Origin of the sequence: Kitasatospora sp. GP30, from assembly GCF_029892145.1 — a bacterium.
Lineage (GTDB): Bacteria > Actinomycetota > Actinomycetes > Streptomycetales > Streptomycetaceae > Kitasatospora > Kitasatospora acidiphila.
Map to the genome: position 1 here is coordinate 31,507 of NZ_JARZAH010000016.1, position 23,152 is coordinate 54,658.

Consider the following 23,152-nt stretch of genomic DNA (forward strand, 5'->3'; position numbering starts at 1 on the left):
CACGGTACCGGATTTGACGATCTTGTGATCATGGTCATGGTGGAGCGGACGGGGCATCAGGTCAAGGCGGCCTCGAACGCCCGTGCACCGGTCGCCTTCCCCCAACCTCCGGCCGGGGCCCCACGGCCGGGCCGCTGGGCCGCCCGCACCGTTAGGCTTGCCGCACGCGCGGGTGGACGCCCGGCGGCAGGGCTCAGCGGAGCGAGGAGAGCACCAGGTGCGGCCGGTCGGCAGCAAGTATCTGCTCGAGGAGACCCTCGGGCGCGGTGCCATGGGCACCGTCTGGCGGGGGCGGGTCCGCGAGGACGCGGGGATGGCCGACCTGGCCCCGGGGCAGCCGGTCGCGATCAAGGTGCTCAAGGAGGAGCTGGCCGCCGACCAGGACATCGTGCTGCGCTTCCTGCGCGAGCGCTCGGCGCTGCTGCGGCTCAACCACCCCAACATCGTCCGGGTCCGCGACCTGGTGGTGGAGGGCGAGCTGCTGGCCCTGGTGATGGACCTGGTGGACGGCCCGGACCTGTACCGCTACCTGCGCACCAACGGACCGCTCAGCCCGATCGCCGCCGCCCTGCTGACCGCCCAGATCGCCGACGCGCTGGCCGCCAGCCACGCGGACGGCGTGGTGCACCGCGACCTCAAGCCGGCCAACGTGCTGCTGGCCACCGTGCCCGGGCCGGACGGCCAGGGCGAGGTGCTGCACCCGATGCTCACCGACTTCGGCATCGCCCGGCTCGCCGACTCCCCGGGCATCACCCGCACCAGCGAGTTCGTCGGCACCCCGAGCTACGTCGCCCCCGAGTCGGCCTCCGGCCGCCCGCAGACCGAGGCCGTGGACATCTACGGCGCCGGGATCATGCTCTACGAGCTGCTCACCGGCCGCCCGCCGTTCCAGGGCGACGGCGCGCTGCAGATCCTGCAGGCGCACCTGACCCAGGAGCCGCCCCGCCCGCCCGCCATGCCCGAGCCGCTGTGGATCGTGGCGGAGCGCTGCCTGCGCAAGGACCCGGCGCAGCGCCCGAGCGCCACCTCGCTGGCCCGGGCGCTGCGGGTGGTCGCCGCCGGGGTGGGCGTGCACGCCGCGCCGGCCGCGGTGGACGCGGCGCTCGCGGTCGGCGCCCTGCTGGTGCCCCCGCAGCAGCCCGCCCAGGTGCCCGGCACCGGCACCGGCAGCGACCCGACCCAGGCCTTCGCCCCGCAGTACGACCCGGCCGCCGCCACCCAGGTGATGCCGGCCGAGGGCACCCGGGTGCTGCCGGCCGAGGGCACCCGGGTGATGCCGCCGACCCGGGTGATGCCGGGCACGGCGCCGCAGCAGTCGCTGAGCCAGCCGCCGCCGGGCCAGCAGCCCCCGGCCCAGCCGGACGCCCCGCACCCCTGGCAGACCCAGCTGCGCGCCGCCCGCGACCGCAACCAGCAGACCCAGGTCTTCGCCACCCAGGAGTACGAGCCGCCGCAGCCCGCCCCGCGCGGGTACCAGGGCGGTGGCCAGCCGGGTCGCCAGGACCGCCCGCCGACCGCCCCGCCGCCGTACCAGGCGCGCCGCCCGCAGCAGGGCGGCTACGCCGGGCAGGACCGGTACGCCGAGCCGCCGCGCGGCCCCCAGGGCTACGCCGACCGTTCGGGCGGTCGCCCGGCGGCACCGCCCGGCCGCCAGGGCGGGGGAGAGCCGGTCCGGGCGCCCGAGCCGCCGCGCTACTACGAGCCGCCGGCCCCGCGCGAGCCCGAGCCGGCGCCCCGCCGCAGTCGGGAGCCGCGCCCGCGCAGCCGCAACCGGATGTACATCCCCGGGCTGGGCTGCCTCAAGGGCTGCCTGATGGTGCTGGTGATCCTGGCGATCGCGGCGCTGGCGCTGTGGAACTTCACCCCGCTGCCGCAGTACTGGAACGACGTGCACAGCTGGTTCGACCAGGCCAGCAACTGGGTCAGCAGCGCCTGGCACTCCATCACCGGGAAGTGACGCCCGGCTTCCTGACGGTCCGCCGGCAGGTCGGCCAAGATTGACAATTTGTCGACTTTGGCGGGTCATGGGGTCCCATCCCGGCCCCCCGGGCGCGTAGGTTGGACCGCGACGCACAGACCTGTCGAGCACGGCCGGGGCCCACGCGGCGTTCCGGACGCGCTCCCGCCGCCCCCACGGAGCAGCATTGGCACGAAAGATCGGCAGCCGGTACACCGTGCACCAGGTGATCGGCCGGGGCTCCGCCGGCACCGTGTGGCTGGGCGAGGGCCCGGACGGACCGGTGGCCGTCAAACTGCTCCGCGAGGACCTGGCCAGCGACCAGGTGCTGGTCGGCCGGTTCATCCAGGAGCGGGCCGCGCTGACCAGCCTGGACCACCCGCGGGTGGTCGGGGTGCGCGACATGGTGGTGGACGGCGACGACCTGGCGCTGGTGATGGAGCTGGTGCACGGCACCGACCTGCGCTCCCGGCTGGAACGCGAGGGCGTGCTCGCCCCGCAGGCCGCCGCCGCGGTGATCGCCGACGTCGCGGACGGCCTTGCCGCCGCGCACGCGGCCGGCATCGTGCACCGCGACGTCAAGCCGGAGAACGTGATGCTCGACCTGGCCGCGCCGCCCGGCCCCGGCGGCGCCCCCCGGGCCAAGCTCACCGACTTCGGCATCGCCCGGCTGGTCGACGCACCCCGCCGGACCAGGGCCACCCGGATCATCGGCACCCCCGACTACCTGGCCCCCGAGATCATCGAGGGCCTGGAGCCGCGCGCCGCGGTCGACATCTACGCCCTGGCCACCGTGCTCTACGAGCTGCTGGCGGGCTTCACGCCGTTCGGCGGCGGCCACACCGGCGCGGTGCTGCGCCGGCACGTCACCGAGAGCGTGCCGCCGGTGCCCGGCCTGCCGGACGGCCTGTGGCGGATCATCTCCGAGTGCCTGGCCAAGGCCCCGGCCTCCCGGCTGCGGGCCGCCGAGCTGGCCGAGCGGCTGCGCGAGCAGCTGCCCGCGCTGGCCGGACTGCCCCCGCTGGCGCTGCCCGCCGAGCGCAGCCAGGACGACGTGGGGGCACCGCCCGGCCAGCCCGCGGGAGAGCCGACCACCCTGGCCGAGGCGGTCTACGCGGAGGCCGAGACCGGCACCGGCACCCACCGCCGCCGGCGCGGCCCGGTGGTGCCGCTGGTGCCCCCGGCGGCCCCCGACGCGGCCCGTGACACCCGGGACACCCACACCAGCCTGCGCCGCCCGTCGGCCGAGGAGCTGGCGGGCTACGCCGCCCAGTCGCGCGCCCAGCGGACGGCGCCCCCCACCGGGCAGCGCCGCACCCGCCAGGAGCGGATCCGGCGGCGCCGGTTCCTGGCGGTGCTGGTGGCCGCGGTGCTGCTGCTGGCGGGCCTTGCGGCGGCCGTGGCGGCCTTCGGGCACAGCGGCGGGCACCCGCACGGTGCCGCTGCGCCGAGCGCCGCCGTGCTGCCCGCGTGGCCGCCCAAAGAGGACCTGGCGCCGGTCTAGGGCCACCGGCCGGTCCCGGTGCCCCTCGCCAACCATTACGCTGGTGGCGTGGCAGCCGTCGATCCTTCCGAAGAGCTCAAGAACCTCGAAACGACCATGGGGTCGATCGAGGCCGTCCTCGACCTGGAGAAGATCCAGGCCGACATCGCACGCCTGGAGGAGGAGGCAGCCGCCCCCGCCCTCTGGGATGACGTCACCAACGCGCAGAAGGTGACCAGCCGGCTCTCCTTCCTGCAGGGTGAACTGCGCCGGGTGGAGACCCTGCGCAGCCGGATCGAGGACGTCCGGGTCCTGTTCGAGCTGGCCGAGGAGATGGCCGACGCGGACACCAAGGTCGAGGCCGAGACCGAGCTCGCCTCGGTCAAGAAGGCCGTCGAGGAGCTCGAGGTCCGCACCCTGCTGTCCGGCGAGTACGACGCCCGCGAGGCGCTGGTGAACATCCGCGCCGAGGCCGGCGGGGTGGACGCGGCCGACTTCGCCGAGCAGCTGATGCGCATGTACCTGCGCTGGGCCGAGCGGCACGGCTACCCGACCGAGGTCTACGACACCTCGTACGCCGAAGAGGCCGGCATCAAGTCCGCCACCTTCACCGTGAAGTCCCCGTACGCCTACGGCACCCTCTCGGTCGAGCAGGGCACCCACCGCCTGGTGCGGATCTCGCCGTTCGACAACCAGGGCCGCCGGCAGACCTCGTTCGCCGGTGTCGAGGTGCTCCCGGTCGTCGAGCAGAGCGACCACGTCGCGATCGACGAGGGCGAGCTGCGGGTGGACGTCTACCGCGCCTCCGGCCCCGGCGGCCAGGGCGTCAACACCACCGACTCGGCGGTCCGGATCACCCACCTGCCGACCGGCATCGTGGTCTCCTGCCAGAACGAGCGCTCGCAGATCCAGAACAAGGCCTCGGCGATGAACGTGCTCCAGGCCAAGCTGCTGGAGCGGCGCCGCCAGGAGGAGAAGGCCGCGATGGACGCGCTCAAGGACGGCGGCAGCTCCTGGGGCAACCAGATGCGCTCCTACGTGCTGCACCCGTACCAGATGGTCAAGGACCTGCGCACCGAGTTCGAGACCGGCAACCCGCAGGCCGTGCTGGACGGCGACATCGACGGCTTCATCGAGGCCGGCATCCGGTGGCGCAAGCAGCGTGAGACCGCCGAGTAAGGGCGGTCGGAGCTGCCGGTCTCGATGAACGAACAAGCACAGCATCGAGGCCGGCATCCGGTGGCGCAAGCAGCGTGAGACCGCCGAGTAACTGATCAGGCACAGCAAAAGGGGCCCCGGACGGATCCGGGGCCCCTTTTTCATCAAGTCCTCACGCCAGCGCCTGCCGGAAGATCACCACCACCGCGAGCAGCCCCGCCAGCAGCGCGAGCAGCGCTGCGGGGGAGAGCCCGGCGAACATGCCCTGCTGCTCCTCCTGCAGGCGCGCGCGGTGGGCGCGGCAGACCGGACAGCGGCCGTCGCTCACGCGGCCCGCGCAGTTGGCGCACACCAGATGGTCGCACGTCATGCGATCTCCTCCTTGCCTGCTACCGCGCTGCCCGTAACAACGCACCGGTCGACTGGTTGGTTCCCGCCCGGTGGGTCCGCGCATTCGCGTCCTCCCCCTACTCTGCCAGGTTCTGCCGCGTCCGGCGCCCGGGCCGCTGAAGGAGGCTGCACTGTGTAGCAGGGCGGCTGTGAATTGGCCCCCAATTTTCCGGTCATCTCGCCACAAGAGCAGACAATCCGCCGCTGTTCGAGCGGGCGCGGACTGCGCGGCGCGGTGACGGTCGCGTATGGTCCCAAGCCGGGGAGTCGGCCCTGGGTCGGCTCCAACCGCCCGCCCTCGCACGGATTGCGGGGGTAGGGACTCCCCCTAGGATGGCCTCCGTGATGCAGCCGTGATCAGATTCGACAACGTTTCCAAGACGTATCCCAAGCAGAACCGCCCCGCCCTGTCGGAGGTCTCGCTGGAGATCGAGAAGGGCGAGTTCGTCTTCCTGGTCGGCTCCTCCGGCTCCGGCAAGTCCACCTTCCTGCGGCTGTGCCTGCGTGAGGAGCGTCCCTCCACGGGGTCGGTGCACGTGCTCGGTAAGGACCTCGGCAAGCTGTCCAACTGGAAGGTGCCGCACATGCGGCGTCAACTGGGCACCGTGTTCCAGGACTTCCGGCTGCTGCCGAACAAGACCGTGGCGCAGAACGTGGCGTTCGCGCTGGAGGTCATCGGCAAGCCGAAGAGCGCCATCAACAAGGTGGTGCCCGAGGTTCTCGACCTGGTCGGTCTCGGCGGCAAGGAGGACCGGATGCCCGGTGAGCTCTCCGGTGGTGAGCAGCAGCGCGTGGCGATCGCCCGAGCCTTCGTCAACCGCCCGATGCTGCTGATCGCGGACGAGCCGACCGGAAACCTGGACCCGCAGAACTCGGTGGGCATCATGAAGCTGCTCGACCGGATCAACCGCACCGGGACCACCGTGCTGATGGCCACCCACGACCAGGCCATCGTCGACCAGATGCGCAAGCGCGTGATCGAGCTCGACAAGGGCCTGCTGGTCCGCGACCAGACCCGCGGCGTCTACGGATACCAGCACTAGCGCCTAGCGCCGGTCCGTACGCCCGACGCGTCAGCCGTCGGTCCGTCAGTCCTGATCTTGGAGTATTGAACAGCCATGCGCGCCCAGTTCGTCCTGTCGGAGATCGGCGTCGGTCTCCGCCGCAACCTCACCATGACCATCGCGGTCGTGGTCAGCGTCGCGCTCTCGCTCGCCCTCGCCGGTGCCAGTCTCCTCGTCCGTGACCAGGTCAACTCCATGAAGGGGTACTGGTACGACAAGGTCGAGGTCAGCATCTACTTCTGCACCAAGGCGGATGCCAAGACCGCCCCGCAGTGCGCCAACGGTGCCGCCACCCAGGACCAGATCGACGCCGTCGGCGCCGGCCTGGACCAGATCACCCCGTCGGTGGTGAAGACCAAGACCTTCGAGACCCAGGCGGAGGCCTACAAGCACTGGAAGGACATGAACCCGGACAGCGCGCTGGTCCAGGTTCTGGGCGCGGACGCGATCCCGGCGTCCTGGCGGGTCAAGCTGCAGGACCCGACCCGCTACGACATCATCCAGAGCGCGTTCGCCGGCAAGCCGGGCGTGCGTTCCGTGGAGGACCAGCGCAAGATCCTTGAGAACCTCTTCGGACTGCTCAACGGCCTGCAGACGGCGGCCTTCGTCATCATGCTGCTGATGCTCTCGGTGGCGCTGCTGCTGATCGTCAACACGGTCCGGGTGTCGGCGTTCAGCCGAAGGCGTGAGACCGGCATCATGCGATTGGTCGGTGCGTCCAACTTCTACGTGCAGATGCCGTTCATCGCGGAAGCGGCGTTCGCGGCACTCCTAGGCGCGGTCCTGGCCTCCGGACTGCTGCTGCTGGCCAACTTCGGTGTGCAGCACTGGCTTGCCTCCCGGGTGCAGTTCATCCACTTCATCGGGCTCTCCTCGGTGCTGCAGGTGATCCCGCTGCTGATCGTGGCCGGTATGGGCATGGCGGCGATCGCGGCCTTCCTGACCCTGCGCAAGTACCTGAAGGTGTAACGGCCGTTCGTCACCCCCGGTGGTGTTCGAGCGTTACGCGGCCACGCAGCGCATCGGGGGCCTACACTCCGATGGCATGACCGCAACCCCGTGGCGTCGGGTGCGCCACGGCGCCACGCTCAGCGTGCTGTTCGGGTTGCTGCTGTTCGGCGGGTCGGCCACCGGCGCCTGGGGCGGCACGGCCGCTCCGCTGCCGGGCCGCACCGACTCGTGGGACGCGGCGCCCGGCGGCAGCACGCTCTCGCCGCAGCAGGCCGAGCAGTTGGCGGCCGGCGGCGCGGACCGCTGGGCCGCCTACTACACCGCCCAGCAGTACGCCGAGTTCGCCCAGGGGCTGGACGGCGAGTACCTGGGTGTCGGCCTGGTGGTGAGCCAGAGCCCGGACGGCGGCACGGTGATCACCGCGGTGCCGGCCGGCTCACCCGCCGGCCAGGCCGGAATCGCCGCCGGCGACCGGCTGCTGGCGGTGGACGGCACGCCGGTGGACCAGCTGCCGGTCACCGAGGTGGTGGCCCGGCTGCGCGGCCGCCCGGCCGCCGGCCCCGGTTCGGCGGTCACCCTCACCGTGCGGCGCCCCGGCACGGCGGCTCGCCAACTGACGCTGCACCGCGCGGTGCTGGCCTCCCAGGACGTCGAGGCGGACCAGCCGGCCCCCGGGGTGCTGCGGATCAGCGTGCGCGCCTTCACCGTCGGGGTGGCCGACGAGGTGCGGGACGCACTGCGCCGCACTCCGCACCACGGGGTGCTGCTCGACCTGCGCGGCAACTCCGGTGGCCTGCTGGCCGAATCGGTCGCCACGGCCTCGGTCTTCTTGGACGGCGGCCCGGTCGCCTCCTACCAAGTCGACGACGAGCGACGGCAGTTGACCGCGGCGTCGGGCGGCGACACCCGCACCCCGCTGGTGGTGCTGGTGGACGGCGGCACCATGAGCGCGGCCGAACTGCTGGCCGGCGCCCTGCAGGACCGCTGCCGGGCGGTGCTGGTCGGCAGCCGGACCTTCGGCAAGGGCACCGTGCAGCAGCCCAGCCGACTGGCCGACGGATCGGTCCTGGAACGCACCGTGGGCCGCTACTACACCCCGGCCGGTCGCTCCCCGGACGGCACCGGCCTGCTCCCCGACGTCACCGCGCCCGACCCGGCGGCCGCCGAGCGGCTGGCGCTGCGGGTGCTCGGCGGGCTCGGGGCGGCCCGGTAAAGCGGCTGCCGTTCACCGCGCCGAGGTGCGAGAATGACCGGGCTATGGCAAAGGAAAAGGGACAGAAGCTGATCGCGCAGAACAAGCGGGCGCGACACGAGTACACCATCCTCGACACCTATGAGTGCGGCATGGTGCTCACCGGCACCGAGGTGAAGTCGCTGCGCGAGGGCCGGGCCAACCTGGTCGACGGGTACGCCTACACCCAGGGCGGCGAGGTGTGGATCGACAACGTCTTCATCCCGGAGTACTTCCAGGGGACGTGGACCAACCACTCGGCGCGGCGCAAGCGCAAGCTGCTGCTGCACAAGATGGAGATCCGCAAGCTGGAGGCGAAGACCAAGGAGACCGGTCACACCCTGGTCCCGCTCTCGCTCTACTTCAAGGACGGCCGGGTCAAGCTGGAGCTGGCCATCGCGGTCGGCAAGAAGCTGCACGACAAGCGGCAGGCGCTGCGCGAGAAGCAGGACGCCCGGGAGACCGCCCGCGCGGTGGCCGCGGTCCGCCGCCGCCAGGGTTGAGGATTTGGTGGACGGTCTGTAGCAGGTTGGTCCCAAGCCCGCCTGCCAACCGGGTGAACTCGGTAATCGGTGGTTGACGATCAGTACGATCCAAAACCATGAATGTCTCCCTGTTGGACGGCTGGTTCCCGTGGACCGTGCAGCTGGCGGCCGCCGCCGCGCTGCTGGTCGCGGTCGGCTGGCGGGACCGCCGCTGGCGGCTGCGCCGGGCGCCGATCGCGATCGGCGCGGGCGTGCTGCTCAGCGCCGGGCTCGGGCTGCTCGCCGTCACAGCGGGTGGCATCACCGATCCGCTGCCGCTCGGGTTCTGGCTCTGGCTGGGCGTCGCGGTGACCGCGCTGGTGGTGCTGGTGCTCGGCTGGCGCGGGGCCCGCTGGTGGCACCGGAGCCTGGCGCCGGTCGCCGCGCTGCTCGCGGTCGTCTCCGGCGCCAACGCGCTGAACGCCTCCACCGGCTACTTCCCGACCCTGGACGACGCGATCGGTGAGCTCACCGGTGCGCCGCTGCCGCAGCAGGTGACACTCGACCAGCTCGGCTCGCTCACCGGGAAGACCAGTACCGGCCGGATCGTGCAGGTCGACATCCCCGACACCGCGAGCGGCTTCGGCCACCGCCAGGAGCTGGTCTACCTGCCGCCGGCCTGGTTCCGCAGCAAGGCCCGGCCCAAGCTGCCGGTGCTGGAGATGATCGGCGGCGAGTACGCGGCCCCCGACAACTGGGTACGGGCCGGGAACGCGGTGCAGACCGCCGACGCCTACGCCGCCGCCCACGGCGGGTACGCCCCGGTGCTGGTCTTCACCGACGCCACCGGTGGTTTCAAGGTGGACACCGAATGCGTGGACGGCCCCAACGGGAACGCCGAAGACCATCTGGTGAAGGACATCCCGCCGTATGTCGAGAAGACTTTCGGCACCGCCACCGACCCGCACAAGTGGGGCGTGGTCGGCTGGTCGATGGGCGGCACCTGCGCGATCGACCTGACGGTCGAGCACCCCGATGTCTTCGCGCATTTCGAGGACATATCCGGTGACCTCGGTCCGAACACCGGCAACAAGCAGCAGACCATCGACAAGCTGTACGGCGGGAACGCCGCCGCGTGGGCCGCGCACGATCCGCTGACCGCGCTGGCCCACCACCCGAAGTACAAGAACACCTCCGGCTGGTTCGAGAGCGGCGACCAGGAGGGCAACCACATCGAGCAGGGCAGGCAGCTGAGCGCGGCGGCCCGCAAGGACGGCATCCGGACCCAGCTGACCGTCCAGCCCGGGCGCCACGTCTGGCAGTTCGCGGCCGGCGCGTTCGCCGAGGCGCTGCCCTGGCTGGCCCAGCAGCTGGGCACCCCCGGGCCGCACCCGGGCCAGCCGACCGGTGGGCCGTCACCGAAGCCGGCCCAGGCCACCGGGCTCCCGGTCACCCCCAGGCAGTAATCGGCTGGACCGCCCCGCACCCGGCGCGTACCATGGGGCCAGCACCACCGGTCACCGACCGGAGTTGTTTCTCAGAAAGCTGTACCTTTTTAAAAGAACATGGGGATGATCGGTTTCGACAGGGGACGTCGAAACAGGAGAAGCGAGCCGAGGAACGCGGCAATGATCTCGTTAACCATCTGTCGCAAAAAAATAATCGCCAATTCTAAGCGCGAGACCTTCGCGCTCGCTGCCTGAGCAGCGAGTAGCCAAGGAGTCAGACCGGGGAGTTCCCGACTCGGATCCTGGCTTAATCTAGGGAACTGAACCGTCCGCCCCGGTTACGGGGGCGGCTGGGAAACCAAACAGTAGCTGGGCCTGTTGGCGGCTTGTCCGCGTGACTGCCAGGGCCGAGAAAAGCACAGCGGACTGCGCTCGGAGAAGTCCTGAATCCACTCCACTGGACCCGGGTTCGATTCCCGGCATCTCCACCATCCCATGTGCATGCGGGCCGCCTTCCATCCGGAGGGCGGCCTTCGTGTTTCCGCAGCCGTGCCGTAGGATCTTCTGTCCGCCGACTTCGAATGGCGGTTGACCTATCGCAAGACGTACGACAGGGGCACCCTTGGGAGCGCACGGCAGACCGCACGCAGCCGACACCAGCACCGCCGACTCCGCGGCCGCGACCGAGGGCCGGCGGGAACGGGAGATCGCCGGAGAGCAGCGGCACCTCGACACCGTCTACCAGCGTCTGGAGGAGAAGCTCGCCGAGGCCGAGTACGTCCTGGAGGACGCCGCCAAGCGGGTCCAGGTCGGCACCCCTGGCGCGCTCGCCGAGCGCGACGCCCAGGTCTACCGGGCGGGCGCCCACCTGAACCGGCTCAACAACGAGTTCGAGGACTTCCTGTTCGGCCGGATCGACCTGCAGCAGGCCGATGCCCCGGAGGAGCACGGCATCCCGTCCTTCACGCCGCTGGACCCGACCGACCAGAACGTGGCGCAGACCCTGCACATCGGCCGGCTCGGCGTGCTGGACGCCGAGTTCGGCCCGCTGGTGATCGACTGGCGCGCGCCGGCCGCCGCACCGTTCTACCGGGCCACCCCGCTGGAGCCGGGCCGGGTGCTGCGCCGCCGGGTGATCCGCTCCAAGGGCCGCAAGGTGATCGGCGTCGAGGACGACCTGCTGCGCCCCGACCTGACCCCGACCCTGGACGGCCAGGAGCTCGCGGTGATCGGCGACGGCGCCCTGATGGCCTCGCTCGGCCGGGCCCGCAGCCACACCATGCGCGACATCGTCTCCTCGATCCAGAAGGAGCAGGACGAGGTGATCCGGGCGCCCGCCGCCGGCGCCACCCTGGTCACCGGCGGCCCCGGCACCGGCAAGACCGCGGTCGCGCTGCACCGGGCCGCCTTCCTGCTCTACCAGGACCGGCGGCGCTACGCCGGCGGCATCCTGGTGGTCAGCCCGACGCCGCTGCTGGTCTCCTACACCGAGGGTGTGCTGCCCGCGCTGGGCGAGGAGGGGCAGGTGGCGATCCGGGCGGTCGGCAGCCTGGTCGACGGCATCGAGGCGGAGCGCTACGACACCCCGGAGACCGCCAGGATCAAGGGCTCGGCCAGGATGGTGCAGCTGCTGCGCCGGACCGCCCGAGCCGCCCTGGAGCTGCGCGCGCCCACCGAGCTGAAGGTGGTGGCCCGCGGCGAGGTGCTGCGGCTGGACGCGGGCAGGCTGCGGGCGGTGCGCGGCCATGTGGTCGGCAGCGGCGGCACCCCGCTCAACCTGCTGCGCCCGCGTGCCCGCCGGCTGCTGCTCGACGCGCTGTGGGCGGAGGCGATCCGCGACCTGCCCAAGCCCACCGACCACTACGGCCGCGAGCAGCGCCAGGAGGAGAAGGAGGCGTTCGACGAGTACGTGTCGGACGAGGCGCCCTTCCTGGACTTCCTGGACGCCTGGTGGCCGGCGCTGACGCCGCGCCAGGTGCTGGCCACCCTCAGGAACGCCAAGCACACCAACCGGACCGCCCGACGCGCCGTCACCCCCGAGGAGGCCAGGCGGCTCGCCGCCTCCTGGCGCCACCTGGACGACCGCGGCGCGGGCGGGCTGACCGCCCACGACGTGGCGCTGCTGGACGAGCTGCAGCTGCTGCTCGGCGAGCCGGCCCGGCCCAAGGTGCGCGAGGTGGACGCGGTCGATCTGCTGACCGGCCTGGACGAGGTGACCACCTACGCCGACCGCAGCGCGCGCACGCGCGAGAGGGCGCCGGTCGAGCGCACCGAGTACGCCCATGTGATCGTCGACGAGGCCCAGGACCTCACCCCGATGCAGTGGCGGATGATCGGCCGCCGGGCCCGGATGGCCACCTGGACCATCGTCGGCGACCCCGCCCAGAGCTCCTGGCCGTTCCCGCAGGAGGCCCAGGCCGCGCTGGACGAGGTGCTGGGCTCCAAGCCGCGCCGCCGCCACACCCTGACCGTCAACTACCGCAACCCGGCCGAGATCGCCGAGGTGGCGGCCAAGGTGCTGGCGCTCGCCGCGCCCGGCACGCCGTCGCCGAGCGCGGTGCGCTCGACCGGCATCGTGCCGCGGTTCGCCGCGGTCGCCGACCCGGCCCCGGCCGCGTTCGGCGCGGCGGCCCGGGCCGAGCTGGTCCGGCTGCTCGGCGAGGTGGACGGCACGGTGGCCGTGGTGGTGCCGATGGACCGCCGGGCCGAGGCGGCCGGGTGGATCGAGGGCCTGGGCGACCGGGCGGTGGCGCTGGGCAGCCTGGAGGCCAAGGGCCTGGAGTACGACGCCACGGTGGTGGCCGACCCGACCGGGATCGCCGGCGAGTCGGAGGCCGGGCTGCGGGTGCTCTACGTGGCGCTGACCCGCGCCACCCAGCGGCTCACGGTGCTCTCCGGGCCGGACGACCTGGCCGACAGCGCGGGCGTGCCGGCGCTGCTGCGGTAGGGCGGTCCGCCGGGGCTGACAGCCCGTCAACGACTGTGGCCCCCACCTCGGGTGGGGGCCACAGTCGTACGTTGGTGACACCGACCCGCCATGCTCGCCTCGCGGCAAGTGGTCCCTCGAAGGGACGAAGGTTGGGCCCGGGGGCTTGGATCGAGCCGGTGTCTCGTCCAATGTAACCCATCGGCCCCGCAGGGCAATCCCCACCGGAGGATTTCCGCTGCTGTGTCAGCTTCGCCGCGGTCCCGGTTGTCGACACCGTGCAATCAATGAACATTATTTCTGGCTACGCCCTGGTAGGTGCGACGATCGAGGCCTAGGATGCGCGAGGCTCGGCGTCAACAGTTTGTTGAATCCTGCGCGGTTGAGCCCAGCACGGTGTTGAAAACCAGGAAGAAGGACGTCGATGGCGACGGTGCCCAGTGTCTCCAACTCGATCACGGTGCGTCTGGAGGTCCCGGCCAGTGGCAGCGCGGTCAGCAACATCACCACCGCCGTGGAGTCCTCCGGCGGCTCGGTGACGGGTCTCGACGTCACCGCCTCCGGCCTCGAGTCGCTGCGGATCGACGTGACGGTGGCCGCCGCCTCGGTGGCGCACGGCGAGGAGATCGTCGAGAAGCTGCGCGCCATCGACGGCGTCACCATCGGCAAGGTCTCGGACCGCACCTTCCTGATGCACCTGGGCGGCAAGATCGAGATGTCCTCGAAGCTGCCGATCCGCAACCGTGACGACCTCAGCATGATCTACACCCCGGGCGTCGCCCGGGTCTGCATGGCGATCGCCGAGAACCCGGAGGACGCCCGCCGGCTCACCATCAAGCGCAACAGCGTCGCCGTGGTCACCGACGGCTCGGCGGTGCTGGGCCTGGGCAACATCGGCCCGCAGGCCGCGCTGCCGGTGATGGAGGGCAAGGCGGCCCTGTTCAAGCGGTTCGCCGGGATCGACGCGTGGCCGATCTGCCTGGACACCCAGGACGCCGACGAGATCGTGGCCATCGTCAAGGCGATCGCCCCGGGCTTCGCCGGGATCAACCTGGAGGACATCTCCGCGCCGCGCTGCTTCGAGATCGAGGCCCGGCTGCGCGAGGCGCTGGACATCCCGGTCTTCCACGACGACCAGCACGGCACCGCGATCGTGGTGCTGGCCGCGCTGACCAACGCGCTGCGGGTGGTCGGCAAGGAGATCAGCGACATCCGGGTGGTGATGTCGGGCGCCGGCGCGGCCGGCACCGCGATCCTCAAGCTGCTGCTGGCGGCCGGCGTCGAGCACGCCACCGTGGCCGACGTGCACGGCGTGGTCCACCAGGGCCGGGAGGACCTCAACGACTCGCTGCGCTGGATCGCCGAGCACACCAACCGCTCCGGCCGCACCGGCAGCCTCAAGGAGGCGGTGGCCGACGCCGACGTCTTCATCGGCGTCTCGGCCCCGAACGTGCTGGACGGCGACGACATCGCCTCGATGGCCGACAACGCGATCGTCTTCGCGCTGGCCAACCCGGACCCGGAGGTCGACCCGGCGGTGGCCCGGCAGACCGCCGCGGTGGTCGCCACCGGCCGCAGCGACTTCCCCAACCAGATCAACAACGTGCTGGTCTTCCCGGGTGTCTTCCGCGGCCTGCTGGACGCGCAGAGCCGCACGGTGAACACCGAGATGATGATCGCCGCCGCCCGGGCGCTGGCCACCGTGGTCGGCGACGACCAGCTGAACGCGAACTACATCATCCCCAGCGTCTTCCACCCGGATGTGGCCAAGACGGTCGCCGCGGCCGTGCGTGAGGCCGCGCTGGCCGCCGGCGGCAGCACCGCGGGCGCGCCGTCCCGTCCCACACCGGGCATCGTCGGCACGCTGGACACCGCGGCTTTCCCGGTCGTCAAGCTCTAGGACAACCAGCCCTCGGGGGCGGTATCCGGTCGATCACCTGGCCGAATACCGCCCCCTTCGGCGCCCACCGGGTCCGATCCCTTGCGACACAAGGGGAAGGGCGTGTTTGGGCTTGTCCGTGTCAGGGCGTACCGTAGCCCTGCGCGGGAGAGGCGTGTCCGACAAGTACGGAACGTCCCCCGGTCGCTCGGCGAGTCGTTCCCGGCCGCCGCCCACGTCGGTCCGCCGACGCCGACGGAGCGTCATCGCTGCGTGGGGAGGGCGCCGTTCGGGGTGGACGGCCGAGGCCCGATTGGCTTTCTCAGGGCCGGTAAGGGCAGGATTCGTCTCCAGGCAGGCACGTGGCAGGACAGACACGCTGCGCGGCCCGGGGCGAGCCGGGCCCCTACCACCAGCCGCCTGAACGAGCACGGTGCGCGGACCAGCGGCCCGGCCGGGTGCCCCCCGGAGGGACGACCGATGGGGCCCCCGCGCACCGCAACGAACAGACCACAGGAGTACACATGAACCGCAGTGAGCTGGTGGCCGCTCTGGCCGACCGCGCCGAGGTGACCCGCAAGGACGCCGACGCCGTTCTGGCGGCCTTCGCCGAGGTCGTGGGCGAGGTCGTGGCCAAGGGTGACGAGAAGGTCACCATCCCCGGCTTCCTGACCTTCGAGCGCACCCACCGCGCCGCTCGGACCGCCCGCAACCCGCAGACCGGCGAGCCGATCCAGATCGCGGCCGGCTACAGCGCCAAGGTGAGCGCCGGCTCCAAGCTCAAGGAAGCCGCCAAGGGCGCCTGAGGCTTCGCCGTCACCTGAGGCAGGGTGGTTCCGTTCGGAACCGCCCTGCTTTCGTCATGCCCGGGGCCGGACGGGTGATCGTCCGGGGCCGCCCGTGGTGGTGCGGCACGGGAAAACGCCGAAGGGCCGCCCCGGCCGGGACGGCCCCGCAGCGCGGTGTGCGGTGGCGGCTCAGACCGCGAGCAGCTCCTGCTCGCTGGGCAGCTCGACGTGCGCGCCCAGCGCCCGCAGCTTCTCCAGGAAGTTCTCGTAGCCGCGGTTGATCAGCGAGATGCCGTGCACCGTGGAGGTGCCGTCGGCGGCCAGCGCCGCGATCAGGTAGGAGAAGCCGCCGCGCAGGTCCGGGATGACCAGTTCGCCGCCGAGCAGCTTGGACGGGCCGGAGACGACCGCCGAGTGCAGGAAGTTGCGCTGGCCGAACCGGCAGGGGGTGCCGCCCAGGCACTCCCGGTAGAGCTGGATGTGTGCGCCCATCTGGTTGAGCGCCGAGGTGAAGCCGAGGCGCGACTCGTACACCGTCTCGTGCACGATGGACAGCCCGGCCGCCTGGGTCAGTGCCACCACCAGCGGCTGCTGCCAGTCGGTCTGGAAACCGGGGTGCACGTCGGTCTCCAGCGCGATGGCGTTCAGCTCGCCGCCCGGGTGCCAGAAGCGGATGCCCGCGTCGTCCACGGCGAAGGCGCCGCCGACCTTCCGGAAGGTGTTGAGGAAGGTCATCATCTCCAGCTGGCGGGCGCCGCGGACGTAGATGTCGCCCTTGGTGGCGAGCGCCGCGCAGGCCCAGGAAGCCGCCTCCAGGCGGTCCGGCAGGGCCCGGTGCTCGTAGCCGCCCAGCTCGTCCACCCCGGTGATCAGGATGGTCCGGTCGGTGCCCATCGAGATGATCGCGCCCATCTTCTGCAGCACGCAGATCAGGTCGACGATCTCCGGCTCGATGGCCGCGTTGCGCAGCTCGGTGTCGCCCTCGGCGAGCACGGCGGTGAGCAGCACCTGCTCCGTCGCGCCGACCGACGGGTAGGGCAGCTCGATCTTGGTGCCGCGCAGCCGCTGCGGGGCGGTCAGGTAGGTGCCCTGCGGGTGCTTCTCGATGGCCGCGCCGAACTGGCGCAGCACGTCGAAGTGGAAGTCCACCGGCCGGCCGCCGATGTCGCAGCCGCCGAGGCCCGGGATGAAGGCGTGGCCGAGGCGGTGCAGCAGCGGTCCGCAGAACAGGATCGGGATCCGGGAGGACCCGGCGTGCGCGTCGATGTCGGCGACGTTGGCGCTCTCCACGTGCGACGGGTCGAGGATCAGCTCCCCCTCCTCGTCGCCGCTGCGCACCGTCACACCGTGCAGCTGCAGCAGGCCGCGGACCACCTTGACGTCACGGATGTCAGGGACGTTGCGCAGTCTGCTGGGGCCCTGCCCGAGCAGGGCGGCCACCATCGCCTTGGGTACCAGGTTCTTGGCACCGCGGACTCGGATCTCGCCTTCCAGCGGGTTTCCGCCGTGGACCAGCAGGACGTCGTCGGTCATCGTTCTCGCAATCCGGGGTTTGCAACCATGGCTCGGGGCGCCACCTTCGGTAGATGGTAGTAGGAGGATTCCTGGTTCCCGCGCCCACGCAGTGTGATCATGCTCTTTCCGGGTGGAATCACAAAAATCTCATATGCCGAACGGGTGGTCGAACCGGAGCGCGGGCTTTCGCTACCGAACCCGTGTTCCAGTACCCGTACGGGCGCACACTGCGGGATCATGTGGGCATGACCGCGGCCCACACGCACACCGGCCGGCTGCTCGTGGCGACGCCCGTCCTCACCGACCCGAACTTCGCCCGGGCGGTGGTGCTGCTGCTCGACCACGACGAGCAGGGCGCCCTGGGCGTGGTGCTGAACCGGCCCACCCCCGTGGAGGTCTCCGATGTGCTGGACGGCTGGGCCGAGCTGACCGGCGCGCCCCGGGTGGTCTTCCAGGGCGGCCCGGTCGGGCTGGACTCGGCGCTCGCCGTCGCCGTGGTGCCCGGCGAGCCCGGGCCGCAGGACCCGCTGGGCTGGCGCCGGGTGCACGGGGCGATCGGGCTGGTCGACCTGGAGGCGCCGCCCCAGGTGCTGGCCGGCGAGCTGGGCGCGCTGCGGGTCTTCGCCGGGTACGCCGGGTGGACGCCGGGTCAGCTGGAGCAGGAGATCGCCGAGGGTGCCTGGTACCTGGTGGACGCCGAGCCCGGCGACATCTCCTGCCCCGAGCCGGAGCAGCTGTGGCGTGCGGTGCTGCGCCGGCAGACCGGGGCGCTGGCGATGCTCGCCACCTACCCCGAGGATCCGACCCTCAACTGACCGGCCGCCGCCGCGGCACCGGGTGGGCGGCGGCCAGCACGGTGTCCCGGACGGCGGGCCAGGCCGCCGTGAGCGGGTCGATCAGCTGGAAGTGGTCGATACCGGGCAGCTCGCGCAGCTCCACCGGATCGCCGGCGGCCGTGGCGAGCGCGGCGTAGTCGCGGCTCATCGCCACCGGCACCCGGTCGTCCTCGACGCCGTGCAGCAGGGTCGCCGGCACCCCGAGCGGCAGCAGCGCCGCCGGATCGGCCACCGCGTACCGCTCCGGGTAGCGGGCCGGATCGCCGCCCATCAGCCCCAGCACCGCGTCGTCACCCAGGTGCCAGTCGGCGCACCGCTCCAGCGAACTGCAGCCGGCCAGTACCACCACCGCGTCCGGCAGCGCGTCGCCGTGCCAGGGCGAGTCGGCCGGCAGCCGGCGCCGGGCGGCCGCCCAGAGCGCCAGCTGCCCGCCGGCCGAGTGGCCGGCCAGCACCGTGCGGCCGGTGACCGGGTGCGGCAGCGGCCCGGCGAGCAGGTCCAGCGCGGCCGCGACGTCGTCCAGGGTGTCCGGCCAGCCGGAGCGCCGGTACTCCGGTACGGCGACCAGCAGCCCGCTCGCCGCCAGCGCGTCGGCCAGCGGACCGGTGTGGGCGCGGTCGATCTCCGGTCGCCAGAAGCCGCCGTGCAGCAGCACCAGCAGCGGAGCCGGGCCCGGGCCGGGCGGCAGCCGCAGGTCGACCACCTGCTCGGGGAGCGGGCCGTAGCGCAGGGTGTGGTCGACCGGCGGGGCCGGGCGGGTGAGGATTTCTCGACTGTTCATGGGCGCCTCCTGACGCGCTGACGGTGACTCAGAGCCGACTGCGGAACTCCCACAGTTCCGGGTAGAACCGGCCGCGGGCAAGGTCGGCGAGGTGAGTGGCGCCGGAGCTGCCGCCGGTGCCGGAGCGCCGGCCGATCTGACGCTCCACCACCAGCACGTGCCGGGCCCGCCAGAGCGCCCAGCCCTGGTCGTGGTCGAGCAGCGCCTCGGCCAGGTCGACCAGCTCCGAGCCGGCCGGGTCCCGGACCGTGGCGACCAGCGCGGCCCGCCGCTGATCGGCCGTCAGCACCTGGTGCCCGGCTGTCGCCAGCACGGTGAGGAAGGCGTCCCACAGGTTCGGCTCGCGCAGTCGGCGCTGCAGCCTGCTCCGCTCGGCGCGGGTCGGCCAGTCCAGGCCGGCCAGCCGCTCCGGCGCGGCCGGGCCGGAGAGCAGCTCCACCTCCAGGAACTGCGCGGACTGCGCGCCACTGGCGCTGCCCAGGGCGCCGCGGAAGTCCAGGAAGGCCGGCGGGGCCATGGTGTCCAGCAGCTCGATGGTGGCGAGCAACGCCCGGTCGATCTCGCTGCAGCGGTGCAGCAGCAGCCGGGCCTCGCGCGGCTGCCCGGCCAGCATCCGGTCGCGGGCCGCGGTCAGCTCGGTCAGCAGCTGCCGGAACCAGAGCTCGTGCACCTGGTGCACCGCGATGAACAGCTCCTCGTCGGTGCCCGGCCGGTCGGCGAGGGGGTGCTGCAGGGTCAGCAGCCGGTCCAGGCGCAGGTAGGAGCCGTAGGTGAGGGTCGGGGTGATGGTCGTCATGGCGCGAGGTCCACTTCGTAGAGCCCGCGGGCGGCGAAGGCCTCCCGGACGCCGGGCAGGTCGAATGCCCCGACCGAGGCGCACAGGCGCAGCGTCGACCGGGCGATCTCCTGGATCCGCCGGGTGTCGAAGCCCGGCGCGTAGCACTGGGCCAGCACCGCCCCGACGGCCTGCCGGTCCAGGCCGGCCAGCCGCAGCGAGTCCACCACCGGGCCGAGGTCGGCGCCGAGGGCGATCTGGATCAGGTCGGGCAGGGCGAGGGCGGCGGCGCGGCGGTCCGCCGGGTCGAGACCGGCCCACAGCTCGGTGAAGAAGGCCGAGAAGAAGCGGTGGTGGCGGCCCTCGTCGCGGGCGTGATCGCGCATCAGGTCGCGGACCGGGCGCACCACGCTCTCGTCGTTCGGCACCTCGTTGAGCACCGCGGTGATCAGGGTCTCGAACACCACGGCCTGCAGCAGGGCGGCCAGCTCCGGCCGGTCGGGCAGCAGCCTGCGGGCCGAGTCGGCCATCCGGTCGACGAAGCCCCCGTAGTCGCGCTCCGGGATCGGCACCTTGCTGACGGCGGCGATCTGGTCGGCCAGGTCCAGGCTGTAGAGCGCGTGGTAGCCCTCGTCGCAGTAGACCTTGAAGGCGTCCTCGCGCAGGCCGGCGGTCAGCGGCAGGCCGGTCCGCCCGTTGGCGATCCGCTCGGCGGCCCGGTTCACCACCCGGGTCTCCAGGTGGGTGGTGGCCAGCAGGAACCCGTACAGGTGGCGGACGGTGAGCTCGCGGCGCCGGGCCGGCTCCAGGGCCAGCACCGCCGGGTGGTCCAGGTGCGGGACCAGCGCCTCGGGGAAGAAGACCAGCCCCTGCTCGGCGCCCTCGTGGAACATCCGGCGGACCCCGGTGCGCACCCCGGCGGTCTCGTACCAGCGGTCCAGCGGGCCACTGGTCATCGGGCACCGCCCACCGCGGCGGCGGCCGGGGCGGCCCCGGCGAGCACCGGCAGGGTGCCGAGCCGGCAGATCGCCTCGGCCACCAGCGCCTGGTCCAGCGGGTGGCAGAGCCGGAACCAGCCGGGCTCGGGGGAGTGGAAGGCCTCGCCGGGCAGGATGTTGACCCGCAGCCGGTCCAGCACGTCGCGCCACAGCCGGCGCTCGCCGGCGAAGCCGGGCTCCGGCAGCCGGTCGCGCAGGTCGATCCAGAGCGAGCAGCCGGCCTCGGCCGCCCGGTGGGCGATGCCGTGCCGGGTCAGCTGGTCGGCGGCGGCCGTGGCGGAGGCGCCCAGCCGGCGGCGGTTCTCGGCCAGGAAGGCGGCGGTCCCGGCCGGGTCGGCGAGCAGGGCGGCCAGCATCGCCTGGGTGCCGGTGGAGACCGGCGCGAAGTAGGCCAGCGCCCGGGCGGCGGCGAGCACCTCGGGGTCGCTGGTGTGCAGCACGCCGACCTTGAAGCCGGGCAGGCCGAAGTCCTTGGCGAAGCCCCACACGGTGTGGCGGGCGGCGGTGGTGGGCAGCGCCTCCAGCGCGGTGAACGGGCGCGGTCCGAAGACCGAGTGGGCGTAGATCTGGTCCCCGATCAGCGCCACCTGGTGTTCGGCGGCCAGTTCGGCCAGCCCGGTCAGCTGCTCGGCCGAGTACACCTGGCCGAGCGGGTTGTGCGGCGAGGCCAGCGCGATCGCCCGGACCGCCGTGCCGGTGCGGCGGGCCAGCCGCAGCGCCCGGTCGATGGGGGACGGGTCGAGCGCGAAGCCGTCGGCCGGATCCAGCGGGGCCGGGATCAGCCGGGCGCCGGAGCGGCCGCCGAGGTCGGTGTCGAAGGCGCCGTAGTAGGGGGCCGGCAGCACCAGCGCGTCGCCCGGATCGCAGAGCGCGCTGGCGATCACGTCCAGGGCGGCGCTGGCCCCGCTGACCAGCACCAGGTGGTCGGGGTCGACCGGCGCCCGGTAGCTGCCGGTGAGCAGTTCGGCGATCCGCTCGCGCAGCACCGGGGTGCCGTGCAGCGGGGCGTAGCGGGTGTCCGGCTCGGTGAACGGGGGCAGCTCGGCGGCCAGCCGGGTGAGCAGGTCGCCGAGCAGCCGGTTCTCGGCGGTGCCCAGGTTGAGGTAGCCGTCGGGGCGCCGCTCGGGGTGGTAGGGGTAGGCCTCGGCCCGGAAGTGGGCCTCGGCGATGGCGGGGGTCGCGGCGGCCAGTGCGGCCGCGGTGCGGGAGACCATGGATGCCTCTCTGACGGGGGTCAGTGCGCCTGGCCGGTGAGCAGGCCGGGGTGCACGCCCAGGCCCATCGAGGCGTCGATCACGGCGCCGTGCAGCAGGGTGGAGTCCGGGCCGGCCAGCCAGAAGATCAGCTCGGCCACCTCGGCCGGGTCGATCAGCCGCCCGCGGGGCAGCCGGTGCACCAGCTCGGCCTGCCCGACCGGGTCCAGTGCGTTGAGCGTGCTGGCCTCGAACATGCCGGTCTCCACGGCGCCCGGGCAGATCGCGAAGACCTCCACCGGTTCATGGGCGAGCTCGGCCGCGAGCTGCCGGGTGAAGTGGCCGAGGGCGGCCTTGCTCATGCCGTCGGCCAGCCGGAAGCCGGGGAACTGGGACACCCCGCCGCCGACGCTGGAGACGTTGACGATCTTGCCGCAGCCCTGCTCGATCAGCTGCGGCAGCAGTTTGCGGGTCAGCCAGAGCGGGCCGAGCGCGTTGATCCGCAGCATCGCCTCGTCCCGTTCGTGCTGGCTCGGGCCGGCGTACCGGGCGACCGTGGCCGAGCCGACCGCGGCGTTGTTGACCAGTACGCAGACCGGGCCGGGCAACTCGTCGAGCAGCCGCTGGTGGTCGGCCCAGTCGCCCTGGTCGAAGGCGAAGGCCCGGACGGTGCCGGGCCCCTCGGCGTTGAGCTTCTCGGCCAGGACGGTGGCGCGGTCGGCCCCCAGCCGATAGGTGAACCAGACGTTGTCGCCGGCCTGCGCGAACCGCTCGACGCAGGCCCGGCCGATCCCTGCCGAACCCCCGGTGATGAGTACGTTGCGTGTCGGCATCTGCCGTCCCTCCCGGAACGTTGGGCCGTCGTGGCAGCGCTGAGTGACGGGCTGTGCCGATGGTGTCCAATCCGCGCGGCGGCGACAAGGATCACGCCGACGGACCCGGGGCTTGGTGAAGTCGGGGGTCCGTTTGCGGGGCGACCCCCATAGACTTGGCCCCCATGAGCACTCTTGAGCCCGAGCGCGGCCTCGGTACCGGCACCCTGGTCGAGCCCGTCCCGCAGGTGTCCAACGGCGACGGTGACCACGAGCGCTTCGCGCACTACGTCCAGAAGGACAAGATCATGGAGAGCGCGCTCTCCGGCTCCCCGGTGGTCGCGCTCTGCGGCAAGGTCTGGGTGCCCGGGCGCGACCCGAAGAAGTACCCGGTCTGCCCGATGTGCAAGGAGATCTACGACGGCATCGGCGCCGGCGGCGACAAGGGCGGCGACAACAAGGGCAAGTAGGCCGGTCCACCTAGGCCGGTATTGGTCTGTACC

General features: G+C 72.5%; 20 protein-coding genes and 1 other RNA gene. 14 read left to right on the top strand and 7 right to left on the bottom strand.

Features of this window, described 5'->3' with window-relative positions:
* Positions 1-217 precede the first annotated feature (217 nt).
* From P3T35_RS22380 to prfB, 3 genes are all read left to right on the top strand, one after another.
* Entirely contained in the window at positions 218-1,957 is a 1,740-nt protein-coding gene (locus P3T35_RS22380; protein ID WP_101381583.1) for a serine/threonine-protein kinase, read from the top strand.
* Positions 1,958-2,144: 187 nt separating this feature from the next.
* Positions 2,145-3,461 carry a serine/threonine-protein kinase gene (locus P3T35_RS22385; protein WP_101381584.1) on the top strand — a complete coding sequence of 439 codons (1,317 nt, stop codon included), beginning with the start codon at positions 2,145-2,147 and terminating at the stop codon, positions 3,459-3,461.
* A 48-nt stretch (positions 3,462-3,509) separates the two neighbouring features.
* Positions 3,510-4,619, top strand: coding sequence for a peptide chain release factor 2 (gene prfB / locus P3T35_RS22390; RefSeq protein WP_101381585.1), 1,110 nt, complete (start codon positions 3,510-3,512; stop codon positions 4,617-4,619).
* A gap of 151 nt (positions 4,620-4,770) precedes the next feature.
* On the opposite strand, the gene P3T35_RS22395 is transcribed toward prfB, so the two are convergent.
* Positions 4,771-4,968 (bottom strand): hypothetical protein, encoded by a 198-nt coding sequence (locus P3T35_RS22395; RefSeq protein WP_101381586.1) that lies wholly within the window; start codon positions 4,966-4,968, stop codon positions 4,771-4,773.
* Positions 4,969-5,341: 373 nt separating this feature from the next.
* On the opposite strand from P3T35_RS22395, the gene ftsE reads away from it, so the two are divergent.
* From ftsE to P3T35_RS22440, 9 genes are all read left to right on the top strand, one after another.
* Complete coding sequence (gene ftsE / locus P3T35_RS22400; RefSeq protein WP_101381587.1) at positions 5,342-6,031, top strand: cell division ATP-binding protein FtsE; 690 nt, start codon at positions 5,342-5,344, stop codon at positions 6,029-6,031.
* A gap of 75 nt (positions 6,032-6,106) precedes the next feature.
* On the top strand, positions 6,107-7,021 hold the full coding sequence (gene ftsX, locus P3T35_RS22405; protein ID WP_101381588.1) for a permease-like cell division protein FtsX: 915 nt from the start codon (positions 6,107-6,109) through the stop codon (positions 7,019-7,021).
* 76 nt (positions 7,022-7,097) lie between these two features.
* Positions 7,098-8,216: a S41 family peptidase gene (locus tag P3T35_RS22410; protein WP_101385164.1), complete on the top strand. Its 1,119-nt coding sequence runs from the start codon at positions 7,098-7,100 to the stop codon at positions 8,214-8,216.
* A gap of 44 nt (positions 8,217-8,260) precedes the next feature.
* Positions 8,261-8,737, top strand: coding sequence for an SsrA-binding protein SmpB (gene smpB, locus P3T35_RS22415; RefSeq protein ID WP_101381589.1), 477 nt, complete (start codon positions 8,261-8,263; stop codon positions 8,735-8,737).
* Between the two features lie 98 nt (positions 8,738-8,835).
* Complete coding sequence (locus P3T35_RS22420; RefSeq protein WP_101381590.1) at positions 8,836-10,164, top strand: alpha/beta hydrolase-fold protein; 1,329 nt, start codon at positions 8,836-8,838, stop codon at positions 10,162-10,164.
* A gap of 101 nt (positions 10,165-10,265) precedes the next feature.
* Positions 10,266-10,637, top strand: a transfer-messenger RNA (tmRNA) gene (gene ssrA, locus P3T35_RS22425).
* Between the two features lie 215 nt (positions 10,638-10,852).
* Positions 10,853-13,093 carry a UvrD-helicase domain-containing protein gene (locus P3T35_RS22430; RefSeq protein ID WP_280707503.1) on the top strand — a complete coding sequence of 747 codons (2,241 nt, stop codon included), beginning with the start codon at positions 10,853-10,855 and terminating at the stop codon, positions 13,091-13,093.
* Between the two features lie 403 nt (positions 13,094-13,496).
* Positions 13,497-14,972, top strand: a complete 1,476-nt coding sequence (locus P3T35_RS22435; RefSeq protein ID WP_101381592.1) for an NAD-dependent malic enzyme — start codon at positions 13,497-13,499, stop codon at positions 14,970-14,972.
* Between the two features lie 503 nt (positions 14,973-15,475).
* Positions 15,476-15,757: an HU family DNA-binding protein gene (locus P3T35_RS22440; RefSeq protein ID WP_035848732.1), complete on the top strand. Its 282-nt coding sequence runs from the start codon at positions 15,476-15,478 to the stop codon at positions 15,755-15,757.
* A 171-nt stretch (positions 15,758-15,928) separates the two neighbouring features.
* On the opposite strand, the gene murA is transcribed toward P3T35_RS22440, so the two are convergent.
* The gene (murA, locus tag P3T35_RS22445; RefSeq protein ID WP_101381593.1) at positions 15,929-17,272 is read right to left on the bottom strand and encodes a UDP-N-acetylglucosamine 1-carboxyvinyltransferase; all 1,344 of its coding nucleotides are present in this window, start codon (positions 17,270-17,272) and stop codon (positions 15,929-15,931) included.
* 227 nt (positions 17,273-17,499) lie between these two features.
* Between murA and P3T35_RS22450 the strand changes: the two genes are divergently transcribed.
* Positions 17,500-18,069, top strand: a complete 570-nt coding sequence (locus P3T35_RS22450; protein ID WP_101381594.1) for a YqgE/AlgH family protein — start codon at positions 17,500-17,502, stop codon at positions 18,067-18,069.
* Here the strand turns inward: P3T35_RS22450 and P3T35_RS22455 are convergent.
* From P3T35_RS22455 to P3T35_RS22475, 5 genes are read right to left on the bottom strand one after another with little or no spacing between them, the layout of a single operon-like run.
* Entirely contained in the window at positions 18,062-18,871 is an 810-nt protein-coding gene (locus P3T35_RS22455) for an alpha/beta hydrolase (protein ID WP_101381595.1), read from the bottom strand. The two genes, P3T35_RS22450 and P3T35_RS22455, sit on opposite strands and share 8 nt — an antisense overlap.
* A gap of 28 nt (positions 18,872-18,899) precedes the next feature.
* Positions 18,900-19,667: a tryptophan 2,3-dioxygenase family protein gene (locus P3T35_RS22460; RefSeq protein ID WP_101381596.1), complete on the bottom strand. Its 768-nt coding sequence runs from the start codon at positions 19,665-19,667 to the stop codon at positions 18,900-18,902.
* Complete coding sequence (locus P3T35_RS22465; protein WP_101381597.1) at positions 19,664-20,602, bottom strand: diiron oxygenase; 939 nt, start codon at positions 20,600-20,602, stop codon at positions 19,664-19,666. The genes P3T35_RS22460 and P3T35_RS22465 overlap by 4 nt, the downstream gene beginning before the upstream one ends.
* Positions 20,599-21,858: an aminotransferase class I/II-fold pyridoxal phosphate-dependent enzyme gene (locus P3T35_RS22470; RefSeq protein WP_101381598.1), complete on the bottom strand. Its 1,260-nt coding sequence runs from the start codon at positions 21,856-21,858 to the stop codon at positions 20,599-20,601. Before P3T35_RS22470 ends, P3T35_RS22465 begins: the two co-directional genes overlap by 4 nt.
* Positions 21,859-21,878: 20 nt before the next feature.
* Positions 21,879-22,670, bottom strand: a complete 792-nt coding sequence (locus tag P3T35_RS22475) for an SDR family oxidoreductase (RefSeq protein WP_101381599.1) — start codon at positions 22,668-22,670, stop codon at positions 21,879-21,881.
* A 164-nt stretch (positions 22,671-22,834) separates the two neighbouring features.
* Between P3T35_RS22475 and P3T35_RS22480 the strand changes: the two genes are divergently transcribed.
* Positions 22,835-23,119, top strand: coding sequence for a DUF3039 domain-containing protein (locus tag P3T35_RS22480; protein ID WP_101381600.1), 285 nt, complete (start codon positions 22,835-22,837; stop codon positions 23,117-23,119).
* Positions 23,120-23,152 lie beyond the last annotated feature (33 nt).